The sequence below is a fragment of the Cupriavidus sp. YR651 genome (assembly GCF_900101625.1).
Taxonomy (GTDB): domain Bacteria; phylum Pseudomonadota; class Gammaproteobacteria; order Burkholderiales; family Burkholderiaceae; genus Cupriavidus.
In genome coordinates, this window is record NZ_FMYZ01000005.1 from 254,735 (window position 1) to 273,246 (window position 18,512).

Sequence of the window (18,512 nt, forward strand, 5' to 3'; positions counted from 1 at the left end):
CGGCGCGGGCCCGATGTCGAAAACGGTTCCGCGCTAGTCGACCACCCCGATCGGCCAGGGCACGAATTCATTGAGGCCCACGCCCTGTGCTTCGCTCCGGGTCGCTTCGCCAGACGCGTGGCGCAGGATCTGCGCAAAGATGCGCTCGCCCATTTCCGCGATGGTGGCGTCGCCGTCAATCACGACGCCACAGTTGACGTCCATGTCGTTGACCATGCGCGTGTACATGGGCGTGTTGCTGGCCAGCTTGATGGTCGGCGCCGGCACGGAGCCAAAGCACGAACCACGGCCCGTCGTGAAACAGATCAGATTGGCGCCGCCGGCGATCTGGCCCGTCGCGGAAACCGGGTCGTAACCGGGCGTGTCCATGAAGACCAGGCCATGCTGGGTCACGGGTTCGGCGTAACGATAGACTTCCATCAGCGGCGCATTGCCGCCCTTCTTCGCGCCACCCAGGCTTTTTTCCAATACGTTGGCCAGGCCACCGGCATTGTTGCCGGGGCTCACGCGGCCATTGATCTGCGTGTCGCGGCCCTTGTTGTAGTCAAGCCACCAGTCGATGCGTGCCACCAGCTTCTTGCCGACCTCGGGCGTCACCGCACGCGCGGTCAGCGTGTGCTCGACGCCGAAGATCTCGGAGGTCTCGGACAGGATTGCCGTGCCGCCGTGCCGGATCAGGATCTCCATCGCGGCACCCAGCGCGGGATTCGCGGACAAGCCCGAGAAGCCGTCCGAGCCACCACATTGCATGCCGATCATGATGTGCTCGGCGGACACCGGCTCGCGCCTTGCCGTTTCAGCCTGCGGCAGCATCTCGCGCACCAGTTCCACGCCTGCCGCGATGGCGCGACGCGTGCCGCCCGCATCGGCGATGTTGAGTGTTTTCAGCATCGGGCCGGCCTGCAACCGCTGATGCGCGAGGAAGTCGTCGAGGTCATTGTGTTCGTCGCCGAGTGCGATCACGAGCGCGCCCGCGGTATTCGGGTGGCGGATGTAGCCACCGAGCGTGCGGCGCAGCAGATCCATCGGCTCCCCGCTGCGCTCCATCCCCGCCCCCTGTTCGTGGATGTAGGGCACCACGCCGTCGACGTGCGGGAAGCCACGCAATGCCTCGGCATCGAACGAACTGGCGATCTTGCGTGCAACGGTGGCGCCGCCATGGCCCACCACGAAGATGCCGATATAGTTGCGCGTGGCGACCCGCCCATCGGCGCGCACGATACCCTGGAACGTCGCACGCTCCGCCTGCGGCACGAAGTCCGTGGCGCGATAGTCCATCCCGTGGCGGTAGTCCTTCTCCAGGTCGCCAAACGCAATGTTGTGGCTGTGCATCCAGGTGCCCGGCGGCAGATCTTCCGTCGCAAAACCGATCACCGTGTTGTATTTCATGACCGGCTCGCCCCGGGCAATGAAGCGCGCGGCGATCTTGTGGCCGGACGGCACGTCATGCAGCGTAACCAGGCTCTCGGATGGAACGGGCGTTCCGGCGGGAACCTCCATGCGGGCCACCACGACATTGTCGAGAGGGTCGAGCCGGATGAAGGGATTGCGGGTGGTGTTCATGATGTTGGCGAAGATCGGTGGCGTGGCGGCGGACGTGGTGGTGGCGATCATGCGAGCACACCGATAGGCCAGGGGACGAATTCGTTCTCCCCCACTCCAAGGTTTTCGCTGCGCGTCTGTTTTCCCGATGCGTGCGCAAGGATCTCGGCGAAGATGCGCTGCCCCATGGCCTCCACGGAAATCGCCCCGTCGGCAACGGGCCCGCAGTCGATATCGAGATCGTCTTCGAACTTCGCATACAGCGCACTGCTGTCCGCCAGCTTCAGCGTGGGGGTTGGCAAGGCGCCAAACGCCGTACCCGTGGCGGTGGTCACGCAGATCAGGTTGGCGCCTGCGGCGACCTGGCCCGTCGCGGATACCGCAACATAGGCTGGCGCATCCATGAAGACGAGTCCGTGCGACGTCACCGGCTGCGCGTACGCGGTGACCGCTTCCAGCGCGGTGTGGCCGGCGCGTTGCAGCCCAGCAGCGGCGATCCCGGCCGAGCGTGTGCTGGCCGGCTTCAGTCGTGTGTCGCGGCCCGCGTGATAGCTGCGCCACCAGTCGACACGCGCCTGCAACGCCGCGGCAACTTCCGCCGACGCGGCGCGTGCGGCCAGGTCCGCGCCACTTTGCACGACATCGGCGGTGCCAGAGAGCAGCGCCGTGCCACCGGCGGCCACCAGCAGATCCACAGCGGCACCCAGCGCGCGATCGGCATGCGTGGCGGCGGTGCCTTCGCGGCCAGCCGTTTGCAGGCCAACCGTCAGGTACGCCGCCGAGACCGGTTCGCGGCGGCAGTCGTCTGCGATGGGCAGCATCTGCTCGATCTCGGCGATCCCCGCCTCGATCGTGTTCGCCGTACCGCCCAGCTCCTGCATCACCAAAGTCTTGAGCAACGGGCCGGTTACCAGTTTCTCCTGCTCCATGAAGCCATAGATGTTGTTGCGCTCGCAGCCCAGGGCGATCACGAGACCGCCGGCGATGTTGGGATTGCGCAGCGTGCCGGCGATGGTCCGGCGCAGCAGGTCCATCGGTTCACCGGTCATCTCCATGCCGCAACCAATTTCATGGACGAACGGCACGACGCCATCGACATTGGGAAAGTCGGCAAGGCGCGCTTCGGTGAACCAGTCGGCGATCTTGCGGGCCACGGTCGCGCCGCAGTTGCCAACCACGAACACGCCCAGGTAGTTGCGGGTGGCCACGCGGCCGTCGGCCCGCACGATGCCGTCGAACGTGGGCTTCACCGTATCTGCCGGGAGGATGAAATCTGACTGCATGGGTGTCTCGCGATGTCCGTCTTGTCGTGTTCCCGTGGGTAGACACGGCGGCAGACGATTCTCTGTGGATCTGTCGTGCTTCCATTCTTCGAGAAGCTCACGGACAATACAAGCCGTCCGCACGCCCGGCGCGCAGCGCGTCCCAGCCATTGGGACGGAATGCCCGGTCGGCACGGCAGACCCGACGGGAACGACACTTTCCGCATCGCACCACAGACTCCATGCCTACCGATTCGCCCTCGCACACCAGCGGCAGCAAGATGATCGACGTGGCCCGGATGGCCGGCGTGTCGCGTGTCACGGTATCCCGCGCCATCAGCCACCCCGAGCTCGTATCGCCCGAAACGCTCGCGCAAGTGCAGGCGGCCATCGCCCAACTCGGCTACGTGCCGAACCTCAATGCAGGAAGCCTGGCCACGCGCCGCTCGCGCATCATCGGCGCCATTGTTCCCACGCTGTCGAACGCATGGTTCGCGGAGACCATGGATGGGCTGGGTGAGGTGCTCGAGGCACGCGGCTACCAGTTGCTGCTGGGGCAGTCGCGCTACCGCGACGCCGGCGAGGAGGCGCTGATCGATACCTTCATCGGCCGTCAGGTCGATGCACTGGTCCTGACAGGTGTCGACCATGGCGACGCGGTGCGGAGAAAGCTGCGGGCCTTCGGCAAGCCGGTGGTCGAGACCTGGGACCTGACCGATGACCCCATCGACATGGTCGCCGGGTTCTCGAACGAAGGCGCGGGGGCGGCTGTGGCGCGGTATCTGGCGGAACGCGGCTATCGGCATCTCGGCTTTCTCGGCGCACACGAGCATCGCGCCAACAAGCGGCTGGCAGGCTTTCGCAGTGAAGCGGCCAGACTGGGCCTGCCCGACATCGACACCGAGGTGGTGGCGCCCCCGTCGACCATCGACGATGGCGCACGGATGCTACGGGTGCTGGTGACACGTTCCCCCGAACTGCGGGCTGTGTATTGCAGCAATGACACCCTCGGCGTTGGCGCCCTGCTGGCATGCCGCCAGGAAGGCTGGGCCGTTCCAGGCCGGATGGCCGTGGTGGGCTTCTCCGACCTGGCCATCGCTTCGGCAAGCCAGCCTGCGCTATCGAGCGTGCGGGTGCAGGCGCGTGAAATGGGCCGGCAGGCAGCGCGCATGCTGCTCGCCCGCCTTTCCGACGTTGCCGGCACGCCGATGCCCGCAGTGGCCGATCTCGGCTTCAGCGTGATCGGCCGCGAAAGCAGCTAACGCCTGGCGCCTGGCGACTCGCGCCAGCCTCAGGCCCCGCTCGGCGTCGACCAGACACCGGCGGCCTGCAAGAGGCCACGCGTATAGCCGAGCGCGAACGACATGAAGCGCTCGCGGTTCTCGTCGAGGTCTGAAACCGGCACGTGATCGGGACACAGCGGGCCCTGATAGCCGCCGCGCTGATAAGCCTTGATGGCCTGGAACATATCCACGTCGCCTTCGTCGGGAAACACTTCCTGGAAGTCCAGGTATCCGCCACGAATATTGCGAAAGTGGACCATGAAGATGCGGCCCGTCGACGCAAACTCCTCGATCACCGGAATCATCGCCTTGCCGGGCTCCGTGAACATCTCGGCCACGGTGCCCTGGCAGAAATTCAGGCCGTGGTTCTTGCTCGGGCTCAGCGCCAGAAACTTGCGGATGCCGTCGGCCGATCCCACCACGTGCTCGATACCGTTCAGCCCGCCCACCGGATAGGCGGGATCATGCGGATGGCAGGCCAGTCGCACGCCAGCGCGATCCGCTGCCGGCACCAGACCCTCCACCAGGAACTCGATGGCGTCCCAGCCAGCCTTTTCCGTCACCGACGGCACGTCGCGCGCCATCTTCTGGCCGCACAACATTGCACTCCGCGCATCCCCCTCTTCCTGGTTGGTGGGATAGCCCACGCCCCAGTACGAGTGCTTGCGATCCTCCTCGGGCGAATATTCGGCATATACAAAGCCCGAGTTCCGTGCGCCCCCGCGGCCCGGCTTCAGGCCCGTGCGCGTGATGCCCACCATCTGCACGTTGTACTTGAGGCACGTGATGCCCGCGTCGGCGGCCTTCCGGATGTTCTGCGCCAGTACATCACGCTGCTTGCGGGCGCTGTCGAGATCCACCAGCGCGTCGAGCAGGATCGATCCCACGTCCAGCGCGAACACATCGAGCCTGAGACCGAAGCTCTCCACCCACTTGCGATAGTCAGCCAACTTCGACGCGTCCCACGCGCTGACCCCGCCGGACGCCGAGACAAGGTCGGTGCCGCGATTGTCGAGCACCACGCTTTCCACGCCGAGCTGCGTGGAAAGCGTGAGGCGTCGCGCATCGGGGTTGAGCAATTGTTCGCTGATATACATGAGATGTCTCCGTTACTTCCGTTAGCGGGTTGGTGGGGAACGCGCCCCCAAAGCCAGCCACAAATCTTCAAATGAACACGTGTTCATTGTTGCCGCTACGGGCCGGAGCGACAAGAAGCGCCGGCAGCACCCTCTGCAGCGACGGCGCCGTTTGTCCCACTGTGTGGGACGCTTTCCAATGCTCGGCGAATCCGGCCTTTCCCGATGTGCACGTGTTCACTACGATGCGGCCAGGTAGCCCGAAACAACATCTCGCGGGCACGACAAGATCTATCCGGAGACGCTGTATGTCCGCTTCACATCACCCGGCTGCCCCTAAAGCCGGCTTCCATCGCTACATCACCCTCGCGCTGATCACCATCGTGCTGGCGCTGAGCACCGGCGACCGCGCCACGCTGTCGGTGGCCGGTCCGCATATGTCGAAGGATCTTGGTCTGGACGCCGTGCAGATGGGCTGGTTGTTTTCTTCGTTTGCCTGGGCCTATGTGCTGAGCCAGGTGCCGGCCGGCTGGCTGGTCGATCGCATCGGCGCGAAGGCAGCGATCACGGCCGGCCTCGTGCTCTGGTCGGCCACCACCTTGCTGATGGGTGCCGTCCACTGGTTCAGCTTCGCGTTTGCCGCGCTGCTGGTGCTGCGCTTCCTGCTCGGTGCGATGGAGTCTCCGGTGGGCCCGGCCTCTGGCCGCGTCATCGCCGCGTGGTTCCCGGCATCCGAGCGAGGCGTGGCAGGCGCCATCTTCAACAGCGCCCAATACTTGTCACTGGTCATCTTCACACCGCTGATGGGCTGGCTTGACCACCAGTTCGGCTGGAACCACATCTTCACGGTGATGGGTGGCCTGGGCATCCTGCTGGCGCTGGTCTGGATGCGCAAATACTTTTCCCCAGCCGAGCATCCACGCGTGTCGCCAGCGGAAATTGCACATATCGAGGCGGGTGGCGCACTGGTCCACCTCGGCGGCAAGCGCAGCAGCGATGCAGCCGCGCCGCGACTGGGCGATCTCGGGCAACTCTTTCGCAGCCGGATGCTGGTGGGCATCTTCATTGCGCAGTACTGCATCACGTCGATCACGTGGTTCTTCGTGTCGTGGTTTCCGAGCTATCTGGTCAACGGCCGCGGCTTCTCGATCCTGCAAGCGGGCTTCGTTGCCGCCGTGCCGGCCATTTGCGGCTTCATCGGCGGCGTCTCCACGGGTTTTGTGTCCGATGCACTGCTGCGTCGCACAGGTTCGCTCACGCTCGCACGCAAGCTGCCGATTACCGTGGGCCTGCTGCTAAGCGCCAGCATGATCGCCTGCAACTACGTCGATACCGACTGGCTGGTGATCGCGCTGATGAGTCTCGCGTTCTTCGGCAAGGGCTTCGGCTCGCTCGGCTGGACTGTCGTGGCCGACACGGCACCGGCGCGCATCGTCGGCAGCACGGGCGGCGTGTTCAACGCCGTGGGCAACGTGGCGGGCATCGTCACGCCGATCGTCATCGGCTACATCATTGCCGAGACGCACTCATTCAATGGCGCGCTGGTCTATGTCGGCGCGCACGGCCTCATCGCAATCCTCTGCTACTGGCTCGTGGTAGGCCGCATCGAGCGCATGGAGTTGTCCGGGGAAGCCGCCCCGCGCAGGCCGGACTCATCCCCTCGGCGAGGCCATGGCTTCGGCGCTACGGCCACCGACGCCAAATCCTCCGCATGACATGCAACCGAGAACATCATGGCTGAACTGAAGACGCTGCGCAGCGAGCGCTGGCTTGGGCGAGACGACTTTCGTACCTTCAATCATCGCTCCCGCGTGATGCAGATGGGCTACGACAAGAAGGATTGGGAAGGCAAGCCGGTCATTGCGATCCTGAACAACTGGTCGGACTACAACCCCTGCCACATGCATTTCAAGCATCGCGTGGAGGAGGTCAAGCGCGGCGTCCTGCAGGCGGGTGGATTTCCCCTCGAAATTCAGACGGTCTCCCTGGGCGAGAACCTGATCAAGCCATCCGCCCTGCTCTATCGCAACATGCTGGCGATGGAAGTCGAGGAAATGATTCGCGCCTATCCGGCCGACGGCGTGGTGCTGATGGGTGGTTGCGACAAGACCACACCCGCGATGCTGTTGGGCGCCACCAGCGCCAACCTGCCAAGCATCTTCCTGCCGGCCGGGCCGATGCTGCGCGGCAACTGGGGTGGAAAGACGCTCGGCTCCGGCTCCGATGCGTTCAAGTACTGGGACGACAAGCGCGCCGGCATCATCAGCAACGATGAATGGGACGCCATTGTCGGTGGCATCGCCCGCAGCCACGGCACCTGCATGACGATGGGCACGGCCAGCACCATGACCGCGATTGCCGAGGCACTTGGCATGACGCTGCCCGGTGCCTCGTCGATCCCCGCCGTTGACGCCAGTCACCAGCGCATGGCCACCAACGTGGGCCGGCGCATCGTCGAGATGGTGGCCGAGGACCTCCGCCCCTCGCGTATTCAGACGCGCGACGCCTTCCTGAACGCGATTACCGTGGCCATGGCGATGGGATGCTCCACCAACGCCATCATCCATGTCATCGCCCAGGCGCGTCGCGCCGGCCACGACATCGGCCTGAACGATTTCGACCGTATCAGCCGCGAGATCCCGGTCATCGCCAATGTCAGGCCCAGTGGCACCAGCCAGTATCTGATGGAGGATTTCTACTATGCGGGCGGGCTGCCGGCGCTGATGAAGAGGCTGGGCGCGTACCTGCGCACGGATGTATTGACCGTGACTGGCAAGTCGATCGGTGAAAACATCGCCGATGCGCGCGTCTTCAACGATGATGTGATTCGCCCGCTTTCCAACCCGGTCTATGCGGAAGGGTCATTGGCTGTACTGCGTGGCAACCTGGCACCCGATGGCTGCGTGATCAAGCCGAGCGCGATGAGCGAGAAGTTCCTCGTCCATCAGGGGCCGGCCATTGTCTTTGACGACTATCCCAGCCTGAAAGCCATGCTCGAAGACGAGCACGCAGACATCACCGCAGATCATGTGATCGTCTTGCGCAATGCGGGCCCCAAGGGCGGCCCCGGCATGCCCGAGTGGGGCATGATTCCGATCTCCCAAAGGCTCCTGAAGCAGGGAGTGCGCGACATGCTTCGCATTTCCGATGCGCGCATGAGCGGCACGAGTTACGGCGCCTGCGTCCTGCATGTGTCGCCCGAAGCGTTTGTCGGCGGGAACCTGGCGCTCGTCAAGACCGGCGACCTCATCGCGGTCGATGTGCCAAACCGGCGCATCGAGGTCAGGGTCTCGGACGAGGAACTGGCACGGCGCCGCGCGACGTGGGAGCCGCCAAAACCTCGCTTCGGACGCGGCTACGGATGGATGTTCAGCGAGCACATTCTCCAGGCTGACGAAGGGTGTGACATGGACTTCTTGCAGACGTCGTTTGGCGAAACCGCGGGCGAACCTGACATTTTCTAGATTCGCGCCCTTGAACGCTTCCAGCGCGAACTCGGTGACAGAGTCCGGTAGCCAGGACTATGAGCATAGGCAGCGCACGGGCGGGCGGGAACAAAGAAATCTGCATGCCGATATACCGGCGCAGCCGATAACTAATACCAAAATCATTCCTTCAGTACAGATGGTCATGGCGCTTATCGTGAGACCCGCCCTCTCAATCGATAAACGCCCCGATGACCCTGCGCCTCAATCCTGCACGCCGCGCCGCCATGCGCCAGATTGGCCGATATGGCCTCGGTGCCGCCGCGCTGTTCTCGACGTTCCACGCGTCGGCCGCCACACGTCCCGATGTGATCCGCATTGGCGTGGCGCAACCCGCCACGGGCACACCGCCGACGTTCGCGGGCAGCTCGCTGTCAATCGCCCACGCCAAGGGCTGGTTCGAGGAGGCGTTCAAGCCGGCCGGGACCAAGGTCGAGTGGTTCTTCTTCAAGGGCGCCGGCCCCGCAGTCAATGAAGCGCTGACCAATCGCCAGCTCGACTTCGCGCTACAGGGCGACCTGCCGTCGATCGTGGCGCGTGCCGCCGGCCTCAAGACGCGGCTCGTGCTGGCCACGGGCGTGCGTTCGAATATCTATATCGGCGTGCCGCCGGATTCCCCGCTGAAGTCCGTTGCCGATCTGCGCGGCAAGCGCGTGTCGCTGTTCAAAGGCACCAATATGCACCTGCCGGCGCTGCGTCTGCTGGAGGCCAACGGGCTCAGCGACAAGGACCTGCGCCTGCTGAACCTGGACACCGCCGGCTATCTGGCCGCGCTGAGCACGCGCGATATCGATGCGGCGATCGGCGCGATGGACATCCTGCGGCTCCGCGACAAGGGCGCCGTACGCATCCTCTATACCAGCAAGAACCAGTCGCCGATCTACACGCGGCAGAGCCACGTGCTGGTGACCGAAGAGTTCAGCACCCGCTACCCCGAAGCGACGCAGCAGTTCGTCAAGACCGCCGTCGAAGCCGCGCGCTGGGCGTCCGACGAATCCCATCGCGAGGAGGTGCTGCGCACCTGGGCGCGCGCGGGTACGCCCTACGAGCACTGGAAAGAGGACTTCGACGGAGAGCCACTGCGCGTCCGAATCAATCCGAACTTCGACCCGTTCCTGGTCTCGCGCTACAAGGACGCCAGCGAGCAGGCGTTCCGCTTTCGCCTGAGCCGAGCACGCTTCGATGTCGATCAATGGATCGACCAGCGCTACCTGCGGGCCGCGCTGGACGACCTGCGTCTGCAGAGCTACTGGCCGATCTATCAACCAAACGGCAAGATCCTCGGAGCATGACCATGGCGGCCAACCCCATCGCGCTCGAAGCCCCCTACGAGTTACCGGCGCCCGCACAGGCGCCGGCCCGTCATCGCCGCTGGCTCGCGGACGCCGTGCTGGCGTGGCCCGTGCCGCTGGCCCTGCTGGCGATCTGGTATATCGCCGCGCGCTACGAGTGGGTGCCGCCACAGGTACTGCCCACGCCCGAGGCGGTGGCGCAGACCTTCGGCGAGCTGTATCGGAGCGGCGAGCTCTGGGCCAACCTGCAGGTCAGCGCGTTGCGCGTGGCCGGTGGCTTTGCAGTGGGGCTTGCGGGAGGGCTGACGCTGGGCGCGGCAATGGGCCTGTCGTCGCGCTTTCGCGACTACGTCTATCCGACGTTCAAGGCATTCAGCCAGGTGCCGGTGCTGGGCTGGTTGCCACTGCTGATGCTGCTCGTGGGCATCGACGAGGCGCTCAAGATCATTCTGATCGCCAAGGCGGCACTTGTGCCGATCGCCATCAATACCTACAAGGGCATCCACAACGTCCCGGTGCGTTACCTGGAAGTCGCGCGCGTGCTCAGGCTGACGCGCTGGCAAACGCTGTCGCGCGTGGTGTTCCCCGCCGCGGCGGCGCCGGTCTGGAATGGTGTGCGCTATGGCCTGACGCACGCATGGCTGGCCCTCGTGGTCGTGGAGCTGCTCGCGTCGTCGGAGGGACTTGGCTACATGATTGTCTACGGCCGCCAGCTGTTTCAGCTCGATATGGTGATCTCCGCCGTGATCGTGGTTGGCATCGTGGGATTCGCGCTCGACAAGAGCCTGGCACTCGCCGAGCGCGCCGTGCTGCGTTGGCGAAAGCCTGGTTTCTGAGGAGCCCCGGTCATGCAGGAAGTTCGGAAGGTTCGCAAAGTTCGTATTCCTCATATTCCTCGCGCGCTGCGCGGATGGGTCCCGCCGCTGGTCCTGCTTGCGCTGTGGTGGGCCGCGGTCGCGTTCGGCTGGTCGACCTCGCCACTGCTGGTACCGGTCTCGAAGGTGTGGGCTACCGCGGTCGACCAGGTCGGCAGCGGCAAGCTGTTCGGAGCGCTGCAAGCAAGCCTGTGGCGCGATCTGGTCGGCTTTGCCATCGGCGCCACGGCCGGCCTGGCGTTCGGTGCCGCGCTGGGCCTCTCGCGCCTGTTCGAAAAACTCGTTGGCCCGACCTTCCATACCGTGAAGCAGATCTCGCTGTTTGCATGGATTCCGCTGATCTCGGTCTGGTTCGGACTTGGCGATGCGGCCAAGGTGGTGTTCCTGTCGCTCGCCGCATTCTTCCCGGTGGTGCTCAATACCTTCGAGGGCATACGCGCGGTACCGGCGGACCTGCTCGAAGTGGCGCGCGTATTGCGCTTTACGCGCTGGCAGACATTCTGGCGCGTGGTGTTGCCGTCCGCGTCGCCCTCGATCTTTGCCGGCATTCACCTCGGACTGATCTATGCGTGGCTGGCCACGCTCGGCGCGGAATACCTGCTCGTCGCCGGCAAGGGCATCGGCAACACGATGATCGACGGCCGCGAGAACTTCTGGATGGACCTCGTGATCTTTGGCGTGATCGTAGTGGGCCTGGTCGGCTTCACGCTGAACTGGATCGCGGCACGCATCGAAGCCCACCTGTTGCGCTGGCGCGGCCACTCCGTCGCGGCTGCCTGAATCTTTCAACCGGAGTTGTCATGCCCCACGCCGGCACCCTCAATATCACGCATCTGCACAAGCAATACGAAGTCAAGGGCAAGGCACTGCCCGTTCTCGACGATATCTCGTTGTCAATCGCCCCCGGCGAATTCGTGAGCATCGTCGGCGCGAGCGGCTGCGGCAAGTCCACGTTGCTGCGGCTTGTGGCGGGCCTCGAGGACGACTATCGCGGCGAGATCCGCGTGGATGGCCGTCGCGTGGTGGGCACCAGCCTGCAGCGCGGCATCGTGTTCCAGGAGCATCGGCTGTTTCCGTGGCTCACGGTATCGCAAAACATCGCGCTCGCGCTGATCAACAGCAAGATCAGCGAAGGCGAGAAGTTCCGCATCGTACATGCGCATATCGAGCTCGTCGGTCTCAACGGCTTCGAGAATGCCTATCCATACCAGTTGTCGGGCGGCATGTCGCAGCGCGTGGCCATTGCACGCGCGTTGGTCACGCGGCCGGACATCCTGCTGCTCGACGAGCCATTTGGCGCGCTCGACGCCTTGACGCGCGCGCATCTGCAGCAGGAACTGCGACGAATCTGGCAGACGGAGGGCATCACGATGATCCTGGTCACCCACGATGTGGAAGAGGCCGTGTTTCTTGGCGACCGGGTCGTGGTCATGGAACCGCGGCCCGGCCGCATCCGCCGCATCCTTCAAGTGGAACTGCCGCATCCGCGCGATCGCGCATCCGCCGCCTTTGCACGTGTACGGGACGGTGTCATGCGCGAGTTCGGCGCGCAGCAGACTGCTACGACACCTGAACAACACGAAGCGCTGTCTTACTAAATGTCCTCACAGGAGATCCAGATGACGCAAGCCCTTTCCCAGGTCGATCTCGATATTCATCCGGTAGCGGGCCGCATCGGCGCCGAAGTCCGCGATGTGCGGCTCGATGGCGATCTGCCGCCGAACACCTTTGACGCGATCCGCGCCGCGCTGCTGCGGCACAAGGTCCTGTTCTTCCGCCGTCAGGACCACCTTGACGATGCCACGCAGGAAGCGTTCGGCAAGCTGTTCGGCACGCCCGTGGCACACCCGACGGTCCCCGTACGCGACGGCACGCGCTATCTGCTGGAGCTCGATTCCGAGCATGGCGGCCGTGCCAATTCCTGGCATACCGACGTGACATTCGACCTCGCCTATCCGCAGGTCTCGGTGCTGCGCGCGGTCAAGGTGCCCGCAGCGGGTGGCGACACCGTATGGGCCAACACCGCTACGGCGTACCAGGATCTGCCGGCGCCGCTGCGCGACCTTGCCGACAACCTCTGGGCGCTCCATACCAACGACTACGACTACGCGGCATCGCGGCCGCAACCTGACAGCGAAGGTGCGCGCCGCTATCGCGAAGTCTTTACCTCCACGGTCTACGAGACCGAGCACCCCGTGGTGCGCGTGCACCCCGAAACCGGCGAACGCACGCTTGTGCTGGGTCACTTCGTCAAGAAACTGCTGGGTTACTCGTCGACGGACTCCGCGCATCTGGTATCGCTGCTGCAGGGCCACGTGCATCGGCTCGAAAACACCGTGCGCTGGCGCTGGCAGGCCGGCGACGTCGCGATCTGGGATAACCGTGCCACGCAGCACTATGCGATCAATGACTATGGCGATGCCCACCGCGTGGTGCGCCGCGTAACGATCGCCGGCGACGTACCGGTCGGTGTCGACGGCCAGCCGAGCCGCGCGATCAAGCCACTTCCTGTGCAATCCCACGCAACCGAACAACGCAAGGCCGCCTGATCATGACCTCTGCTTCACGACAGCTCCACCTCGGTGCGTTTGTGATGGCCACTGGCCACCATGTCGCCGGATGGCGCCATCCCGACGCGCATGCCGACGCGGGCCGCAGCCTGGCCCACTACGCGGCGCTGGCCAGGCGTGCCGAAGCGGCCGGCTTTGATGCATTGTTCCTCGCCGATGGCGTCGCCATTCGCGGCATGGACGACTCGACATTGCCGCACACCGCCCGCGCGGCGACGTTCGAACCGCTGACGTTGCTGTCGGCGCTGGCCGCGGTCACGCAGCGCATCGGCCTCGTGGCGACGGTGTCCACCACCTACAACGAGCCGTACCACGTAGCGCGCAAGTTCGCATCACTGGATCATCTGAGTGGCGGCCGCGCGGGCTGGAACGTGGTGACGTCGTGGTCCGACGCCGAAGCCCGCAACTTCAATCTCGACAAGCACCCCGAACATGCGGACCGCTATGCGCGTGCCGAGGAGTTTGTCGATGTCGTAACCGGACTCTGGGATAGCTGGGAGGACGATGCCTTTGTCTATGACAAGGCCAGCGGTGTGCACTTCGACGCCACCAAGCTGCATCGGCTTGACCATCGGGGCAAGCATTTCCAGGTGCGCGGACCGCTCAACGTCTCCCGACCGCCGCAGGGTCACCCTGTCATCGTACAGGCGGGCTCCTCGGAAGCCGGACAGGAACTGGCCGCGCGCACCGCCGAGGTCATCTTTACCGCGCAGCAGTCGCTGGAGGGCGCACAGGCTTTCTACAAGGGGCTCAAAGGGCGGCTCGCACGCTACGGCCGTTCACCGGACCAGCTCAAGATCCTGCCCGGCGTCTTTCCGGTCGTGGGCCGTAGCGCCGCGGAGGCGCACGAGAAGTTCGAGGCGTTGCAGGATCTGATCCTGCCATCAGTGGGATTGGCACTGTTGTCGCAACATCTGGGCGGAATCGACCTCAGCGGCTATCCACTCGATGACCCGCTGCCGGACAACCTTCAGGAACCCAATGGCGCGAAGAGCCGCTTCCAGCTGGTGACCGGCCTCGCGCGCGATGAAGGCCTGACCATTCGCCAGTTGTGCCGGCGCGTGGCGACGGCGCGCGGCCACTGGTCCATTCATGGCACACCGGTACAGATTGTCGATCAGTTGCAGGCATGGTTCGAGGGCGAGGCGGCCGATGGCTTCAATATCATGCCGCCATGGTTGCCCGGCGGGCTCGATGAATTCATCGATCTGGTGCTGCCCGAACTGCGCCGGCGCGGCCTGTTCCGCGATCAGTACACGGGCACCACGCTGCGTGAGCACCTGGGACTCGCGCGGCCCGGCCATTTGCGCCGCGACCACGCGAAGACCGCCTGATCCATCACCCACGCGCGATGCCATTGCGATCGAGCGCGTGTGGGTGCCTGCCGGCTACACGCTACCTGGTGATTCGGGGGCGCCGGCAGGCCGCGCCTCGTGGCGCGAGGTGGCCTGCGTGATATGCGCGCCCGGCGGCACGCTCTCGGTCAGCCAGACATTGCCGCCGATCACCGCGCCGCGCCCAAGCGTCACCCGCCCGAGGATGGTGGCCCCCGCGTAGATCACCACGTCGTCCTCCACGATCGGATGCCGGGGGTGGCCCTTCTCCAGATGACCGTCCGCATCGCGCGGAAAACGCTTGGCACCGAGCGTGACGGCCTGATAGAGCCGCACGCGCTCGCCAATGATCGCGGTCTCTCCGATTACCACACCGGTGCCATGGTCCATGAAGAACCTTCCACCGATCTGCGCACCCGGGTGAATATCGATGCCGGTCGCCGCATGCGCATGCTCGGAGATGATCCGCGCGAGCAGCGGCAGGCCGAGCTTGTAGAGTTCATGTGCAAGCCGATGATGAATCAGCGCGAGCACGCCGGGATAGCACAGCAGCACCTCGTCGACGCTGCCGGCGGCCGGGTCGCCATGAAATGCAGCCAGCACATCGCTGTCGAGCAGTTGGCGGATGGCCGGCAGTCGCCCGGCGAATGCACGCACGGCCTCGTCCGCGCGCGCGTCGATCTCCGTAGCATCCACGCGCCCGTGTCGCGCCTTGAATTGCAGCTCGAGCCGCGCCTGCGCCCACAGCGCGTGCAGTGCCGCATTCAGCGCATGGCCAACATAGAAGTCCTCGGTTTCCTGACGCAGATCCGGCGGGCCCAGCCGCATCGGAAACAGCACGCCTTTCAGCGTATCGACGATTTCCCCTAGCGCTTCGCGCGCCGGCAGATCACGGCCGCCCGGGTCCAGCGAGCGCTTCTGCGCCTCGCGCCACTGATGGCGCACGGCGCGCAGCGCATCGACAATCTCTGCTACGTCAAACACAGCCACGGTTGTTCTCCTGCTTCCCTTTCTGTATGGCAGGCGTATGCCTGCTGCCGTCAGGCGGCCACTATGAAGGAACGGCGTCCGGAACCCAAGCAGGAAAACCGGCTATCCAAATGCGCCGGCGGAACATCGGGTTCAGAGCCGCGCCACTGGCACGCCCACTTGCGGCATTACAATACGCGCTATCCAAACCAAGGTCTTGCCACCTTTGCGTCCAATGTTCCACCTCGCAAGAGGAAAAGGCTTCCGCACCAGGATCAATCCGCCGGCCCTGATCGTCGCCACCAGTATCGTGCTGGCGGTTGCCATCGCGGGGCTGGGCGCTGTCGCCCTCATGCAGATGCGGCGGGACGCCATCGAGCATGCCAGCCAGGCCTCGTCCAACCTTGCGCTGACACTGGAGCGCAGCATCACGCGCAATCTGCAGATCTACGAGTTGTCCATTCACGGTGTCACGGATGCCGTGCAGGACCCGCAGATCATGGCGTTAACGCCGTCCGTCCGCCAACGGCTACTGTTCGACTGGTCGATGAATGCCGAGGACATGGGGTCGCTGCTGGTCACGGACGCCCACGGCGACCTTGTGCTGGACTCGCGCATCTGGCCTCCCCGGCCGGTGAACGTGGCCGACCGCGACTACTTCCAGGCACACCTCAAGTCGCCGACCGCGGGCGTGTTCGTCAGCCAGCCGTTCCAGCCGCGCATGACGGCAGATAACAAGTCGATCGGCATCAGCCGCCGCTTGTCGGCGCCCGATGGCAGCTTTGCCGGCATCGTGGTGGGGACATTGCGCCTGAACTATTTCCGCAAGCTCTTTGACGGCATGATCCTGGGGCCGAGAGGCTCGCTGACGCTCGTGCATACCGACGGCACCATCGTCATGCGCCGGCCATATGAAGATGCATCGATCGGGCGCAATATCTCTAGCAGTCCCTCGTTTGCGCCGCTGCTGAAGGGAGAAAATGGCACCTTTCTTGGCACGGCGGCACTCGATGGCATGGAGCGTCTCTACAGCTTCCGCCGGGTGCCCGGCTTCCCGCTGATTGTCGTGGTGGGCTTGTCCGTCGACGACGTGCTGGCGCCCTGGCGCGCCCGCGCCTGGCTATCCGCCGCGCTGATCGCTGCCATGGACGTGCTGGTCATCGCGCTGTCGGTGCTGCTGTCGCTCCAATGGCGCCGCCGCATGGACATCGAACGGCACCTGCGCCTGATGGTGGATACCGATGGCCTGACCGGCCTGGGCAGCCGGCGCGCGCTGGACGACGCCGCCGATCTGGAATGGCGCCGCGCCCGGCGCCATAATCAGTCGCTCTCCTTGCTGATGGTGGACGTGGACCATTTCAAGCAGTTCAACGACCGCTATGGGCACCTGGCCGGCGACGACGCGCTGGCATCGGTGGCGCGTTGCATCCAGCAGACCATCCGCCGGCCGGGAGACTTTGCCGGCCGTTATGGCGGCGAGGAGTTCGCGATTCTGTTGCCGAGTACCGAAGCGGCTGGTGCCGTAGCCGTTGCGGAGACCATTCGCGCTGCCGTGCAGGCAATGCAAATCCCGAACGCCGGCAGCACGTTCGGCGAACTGACCATCAGCATTGGCGCGGTAACCGATACGACCGACGCAAGCGGCGGCCGCACCTTCGCCGACCTGCGCGCATTCCTGCGCGCCGCCGACGAGGCACTCTACCAGTCAAAGCGAACCGGCCGGAACCGCGTGGCCAGTGCCGACGCCACTGTCACGGCCATCATGGCCATTTAAGGCCGCACCGGGTTCCTGGCGCCCAGGAGAGCCTGGTCTCGTTGGTGCCCGCTGTCTTGCTACATCCCGGGTGAATACGGATACTGGCTATGCCGGTATGATTGTCGATTGAGTACCTTGCTCCCCGAAGTCGGAGACTTCCAGCCTTGCCGGCAGAAGGACGAGTATGGGCATGCAGGTGCTCCGTATTGGCCAGCTCGAGCGTGGAAATATGAGGAGTGAATATGTTGAGATCCGCAGCAATAATCGTGCTTTGGACGGCGGGATTGACTCCGGTAATTGCCGCTCCACAAGCAAGCAGTCGACCACAGATTCTGAGTACCCAACGCGGGATCACCGACGGCCGGAGCGACGGGACTGAGTTGCATACAGGGCCTCTTTCGCACCAGGGTGTCTTCGCAACACAGCCAATTGCGGCACCCTATGAGCAGCCGGCTAATGGATCTACGCCATACCCGTATATCGTCGCGCCGTACATCCAGGTGCCTGGTTTTGTACCGCAACCATATCCTCCGCGCCCCACCCCGCGCTTGCGATAGTTCGCAGCGATCAATTTCGATTCAGCATTCCCGGTGTTTGAGAAAATCAGAGCCCGGCAGAGAAACCTGACCCTTCTGTAAGCTGCCTAGGATGCTGGTGGCAGCCGCGAGTACCGTCTGCGCGAGCTTTTTGCATCTGGTGGGGGCAAGGTGGCGCCAGAAATCAACTTTAGGGCCTACGGTTTCAACTATCGCTATGTCAGACGATCCAATTTTTCCGCGACGTCGCAGTATCCGACGATTCTGGAACCCGGTAGAGAGTAGGTACTACGCATACGAGCGCCCGCCGATTATTGAAGCCCTGTGCGACCGTTGTGGGCAACCGCTCCCGTTTCGTCCCGCCCCGACCCCAACCCACCGCCACAATCCCGATAGTGGGGATTTAGTCCTTCGGGGGGATATCTGCGGCCTCATAGCGGGCCATGGCGCTTGTGGAACTTGCGGAAGAGTTTCAACTTCCGTCCAGTGGCCTGAAGCGGCGCGCATCAAGATCAGCGTGCCGGAAGGCATC

At 64.6% G+C, this 18,512-nt stretch carries 14 protein-coding genes; 10 read left to right on the top strand and 4 right to left on the bottom strand.

The features are described from left to right. Positions 1-33: 33 nt before the first annotated feature. Both BLR29_RS16240 and BLR29_RS16245 read right to left on the bottom strand, forming a co-directional pair. The gene (locus BLR29_RS16240) at positions 34-1,563 is read right to left on the bottom strand and encodes a UxaA family hydrolase (protein ID WP_092138259.1); all 1,530 of its coding nucleotides are present in this window, start codon (positions 1,561-1,563) and stop codon (positions 34-36) included. Positions 1,564-1,610: 47 nt separating this feature from the next. Next, positions 1,611-2,825, bottom strand: coding sequence for a UxaA family hydrolase (locus BLR29_RS16245; RefSeq protein WP_218132703.1), 1,215 nt, complete (start codon positions 2,823-2,825; stop codon positions 1,611-1,613). A gap of 221 nt (positions 2,826-3,046) precedes the next feature. On the opposite strand from BLR29_RS16245, the gene BLR29_RS16250 reads away from it, so the two are divergent. After that, positions 3,047-4,066, top strand: a complete 1,020-nt coding sequence (locus BLR29_RS16250) for a LacI family DNA-binding transcriptional regulator (protein ID WP_092138041.1) — start codon at positions 3,047-3,049, stop codon at positions 4,064-4,066. Between the two features lie 29 nt (positions 4,067-4,095). Here the strand turns inward: BLR29_RS16250 and BLR29_RS16255 are convergent, their stop codons facing one another. Continuing rightward, positions 4,096-5,184: a mannonate dehydratase gene (locus tag BLR29_RS16255; RefSeq protein ID WP_092138042.1), complete on the bottom strand. Its 1,089-nt coding sequence runs from the start codon at positions 5,182-5,184 to the stop codon at positions 4,096-4,098. Between the two features lie 287 nt (positions 5,185-5,471). Between BLR29_RS16255 and BLR29_RS16260 the strand changes: the two genes are divergently transcribed. The 8 genes from BLR29_RS16260 to BLR29_RS16295 all read left to right on the top strand — a co-directional run bounded on the left by BLR29_RS16260 (position 5,472) and on the right by BLR29_RS16295 (position 14,719). Further along, positions 5,472-6,878, top strand: a complete 1,407-nt coding sequence (locus BLR29_RS16260) for an MFS transporter (RefSeq protein ID WP_092138043.1) — start codon at positions 5,472-5,474, stop codon at positions 6,876-6,878. A gap of 18 nt (positions 6,879-6,896) precedes the next feature. Next, positions 6,897-8,627 carry an L-arabinonate dehydratase gene (gene araD / locus BLR29_RS16265; protein ID WP_092138044.1) on the top strand — a complete coding sequence of 577 codons (1,731 nt, stop codon included), beginning with the start codon at positions 6,897-6,899 and terminating at the stop codon, positions 8,625-8,627. A gap of 212 nt (positions 8,628-8,839) precedes the next feature. Further along, positions 8,840-9,940 (top strand): ABC transporter substrate-binding protein, encoded by a 1,101-nt coding sequence (locus BLR29_RS16270; protein ID WP_092138045.1) that lies wholly within the window; start codon positions 8,840-8,842, stop codon positions 9,938-9,940. Between the two features lie 2 nt (positions 9,941-9,942). Next, positions 9,943-10,776: an ABC transporter permease gene (locus BLR29_RS16275; RefSeq protein WP_092138046.1), complete on the top strand. Its 834-nt coding sequence runs from the start codon at positions 9,943-9,945 to the stop codon at positions 10,774-10,776. Between the two features lie 12 nt (positions 10,777-10,788). Further along, positions 10,789-11,595: an ABC transporter permease gene (locus tag BLR29_RS16280; RefSeq protein ID WP_092138047.1), complete on the top strand. Its 807-nt coding sequence runs from the start codon at positions 10,789-10,791 to the stop codon at positions 11,593-11,595. A gap of 20 nt (positions 11,596-11,615) precedes the next feature. Beyond that, the gene (locus BLR29_RS16285; protein WP_092138048.1) at positions 11,616-12,413 is read left to right on the top strand and encodes an ABC transporter ATP-binding protein; all 798 of its coding nucleotides are present in this window, start codon (positions 11,616-11,618) and stop codon (positions 12,411-12,413) included. A 21-nt stretch (positions 12,414-12,434) separates the two neighbouring features. Continuing rightward, positions 12,435-13,364: a TauD/TfdA dioxygenase family protein gene (locus BLR29_RS16290; protein WP_092138049.1), complete on the top strand. Its 930-nt coding sequence runs from the start codon at positions 12,435-12,437 to the stop codon at positions 13,362-13,364. Between the two features lie 2 nt (positions 13,365-13,366). Continuing rightward, positions 13,367-14,719: an LLM class flavin-dependent oxidoreductase gene (locus tag BLR29_RS16295; protein ID WP_092138050.1), complete on the top strand. Its 1,353-nt coding sequence runs from the start codon at positions 13,367-13,369 to the stop codon at positions 14,717-14,719. Between the two features lie 54 nt (positions 14,720-14,773). Here the strand turns inward: BLR29_RS16295 and epsC are convergent, their stop codons facing one another. Then, the gene (gene epsC / locus BLR29_RS16300) at positions 14,774-15,709 is read right to left on the bottom strand and encodes a serine O-acetyltransferase EpsC (protein WP_092138051.1); all 936 of its coding nucleotides are present in this window, start codon (positions 15,707-15,709) and stop codon (positions 14,774-14,776) included. A 214-nt stretch (positions 15,710-15,923) separates the two neighbouring features. On the opposite strand from epsC, the gene BLR29_RS16305 reads away from it, so the two are divergent. Beyond that, positions 15,924-17,462 (top strand): sensor domain-containing diguanylate cyclase, encoded by a 1,539-nt coding sequence (locus BLR29_RS16305; RefSeq protein ID WP_092138052.1) that lies wholly within the window; start codon positions 15,924-15,926, stop codon positions 17,460-17,462. The last annotated feature ends 1,050 nt before the right edge of the window (positions 17,463-18,512 follow it).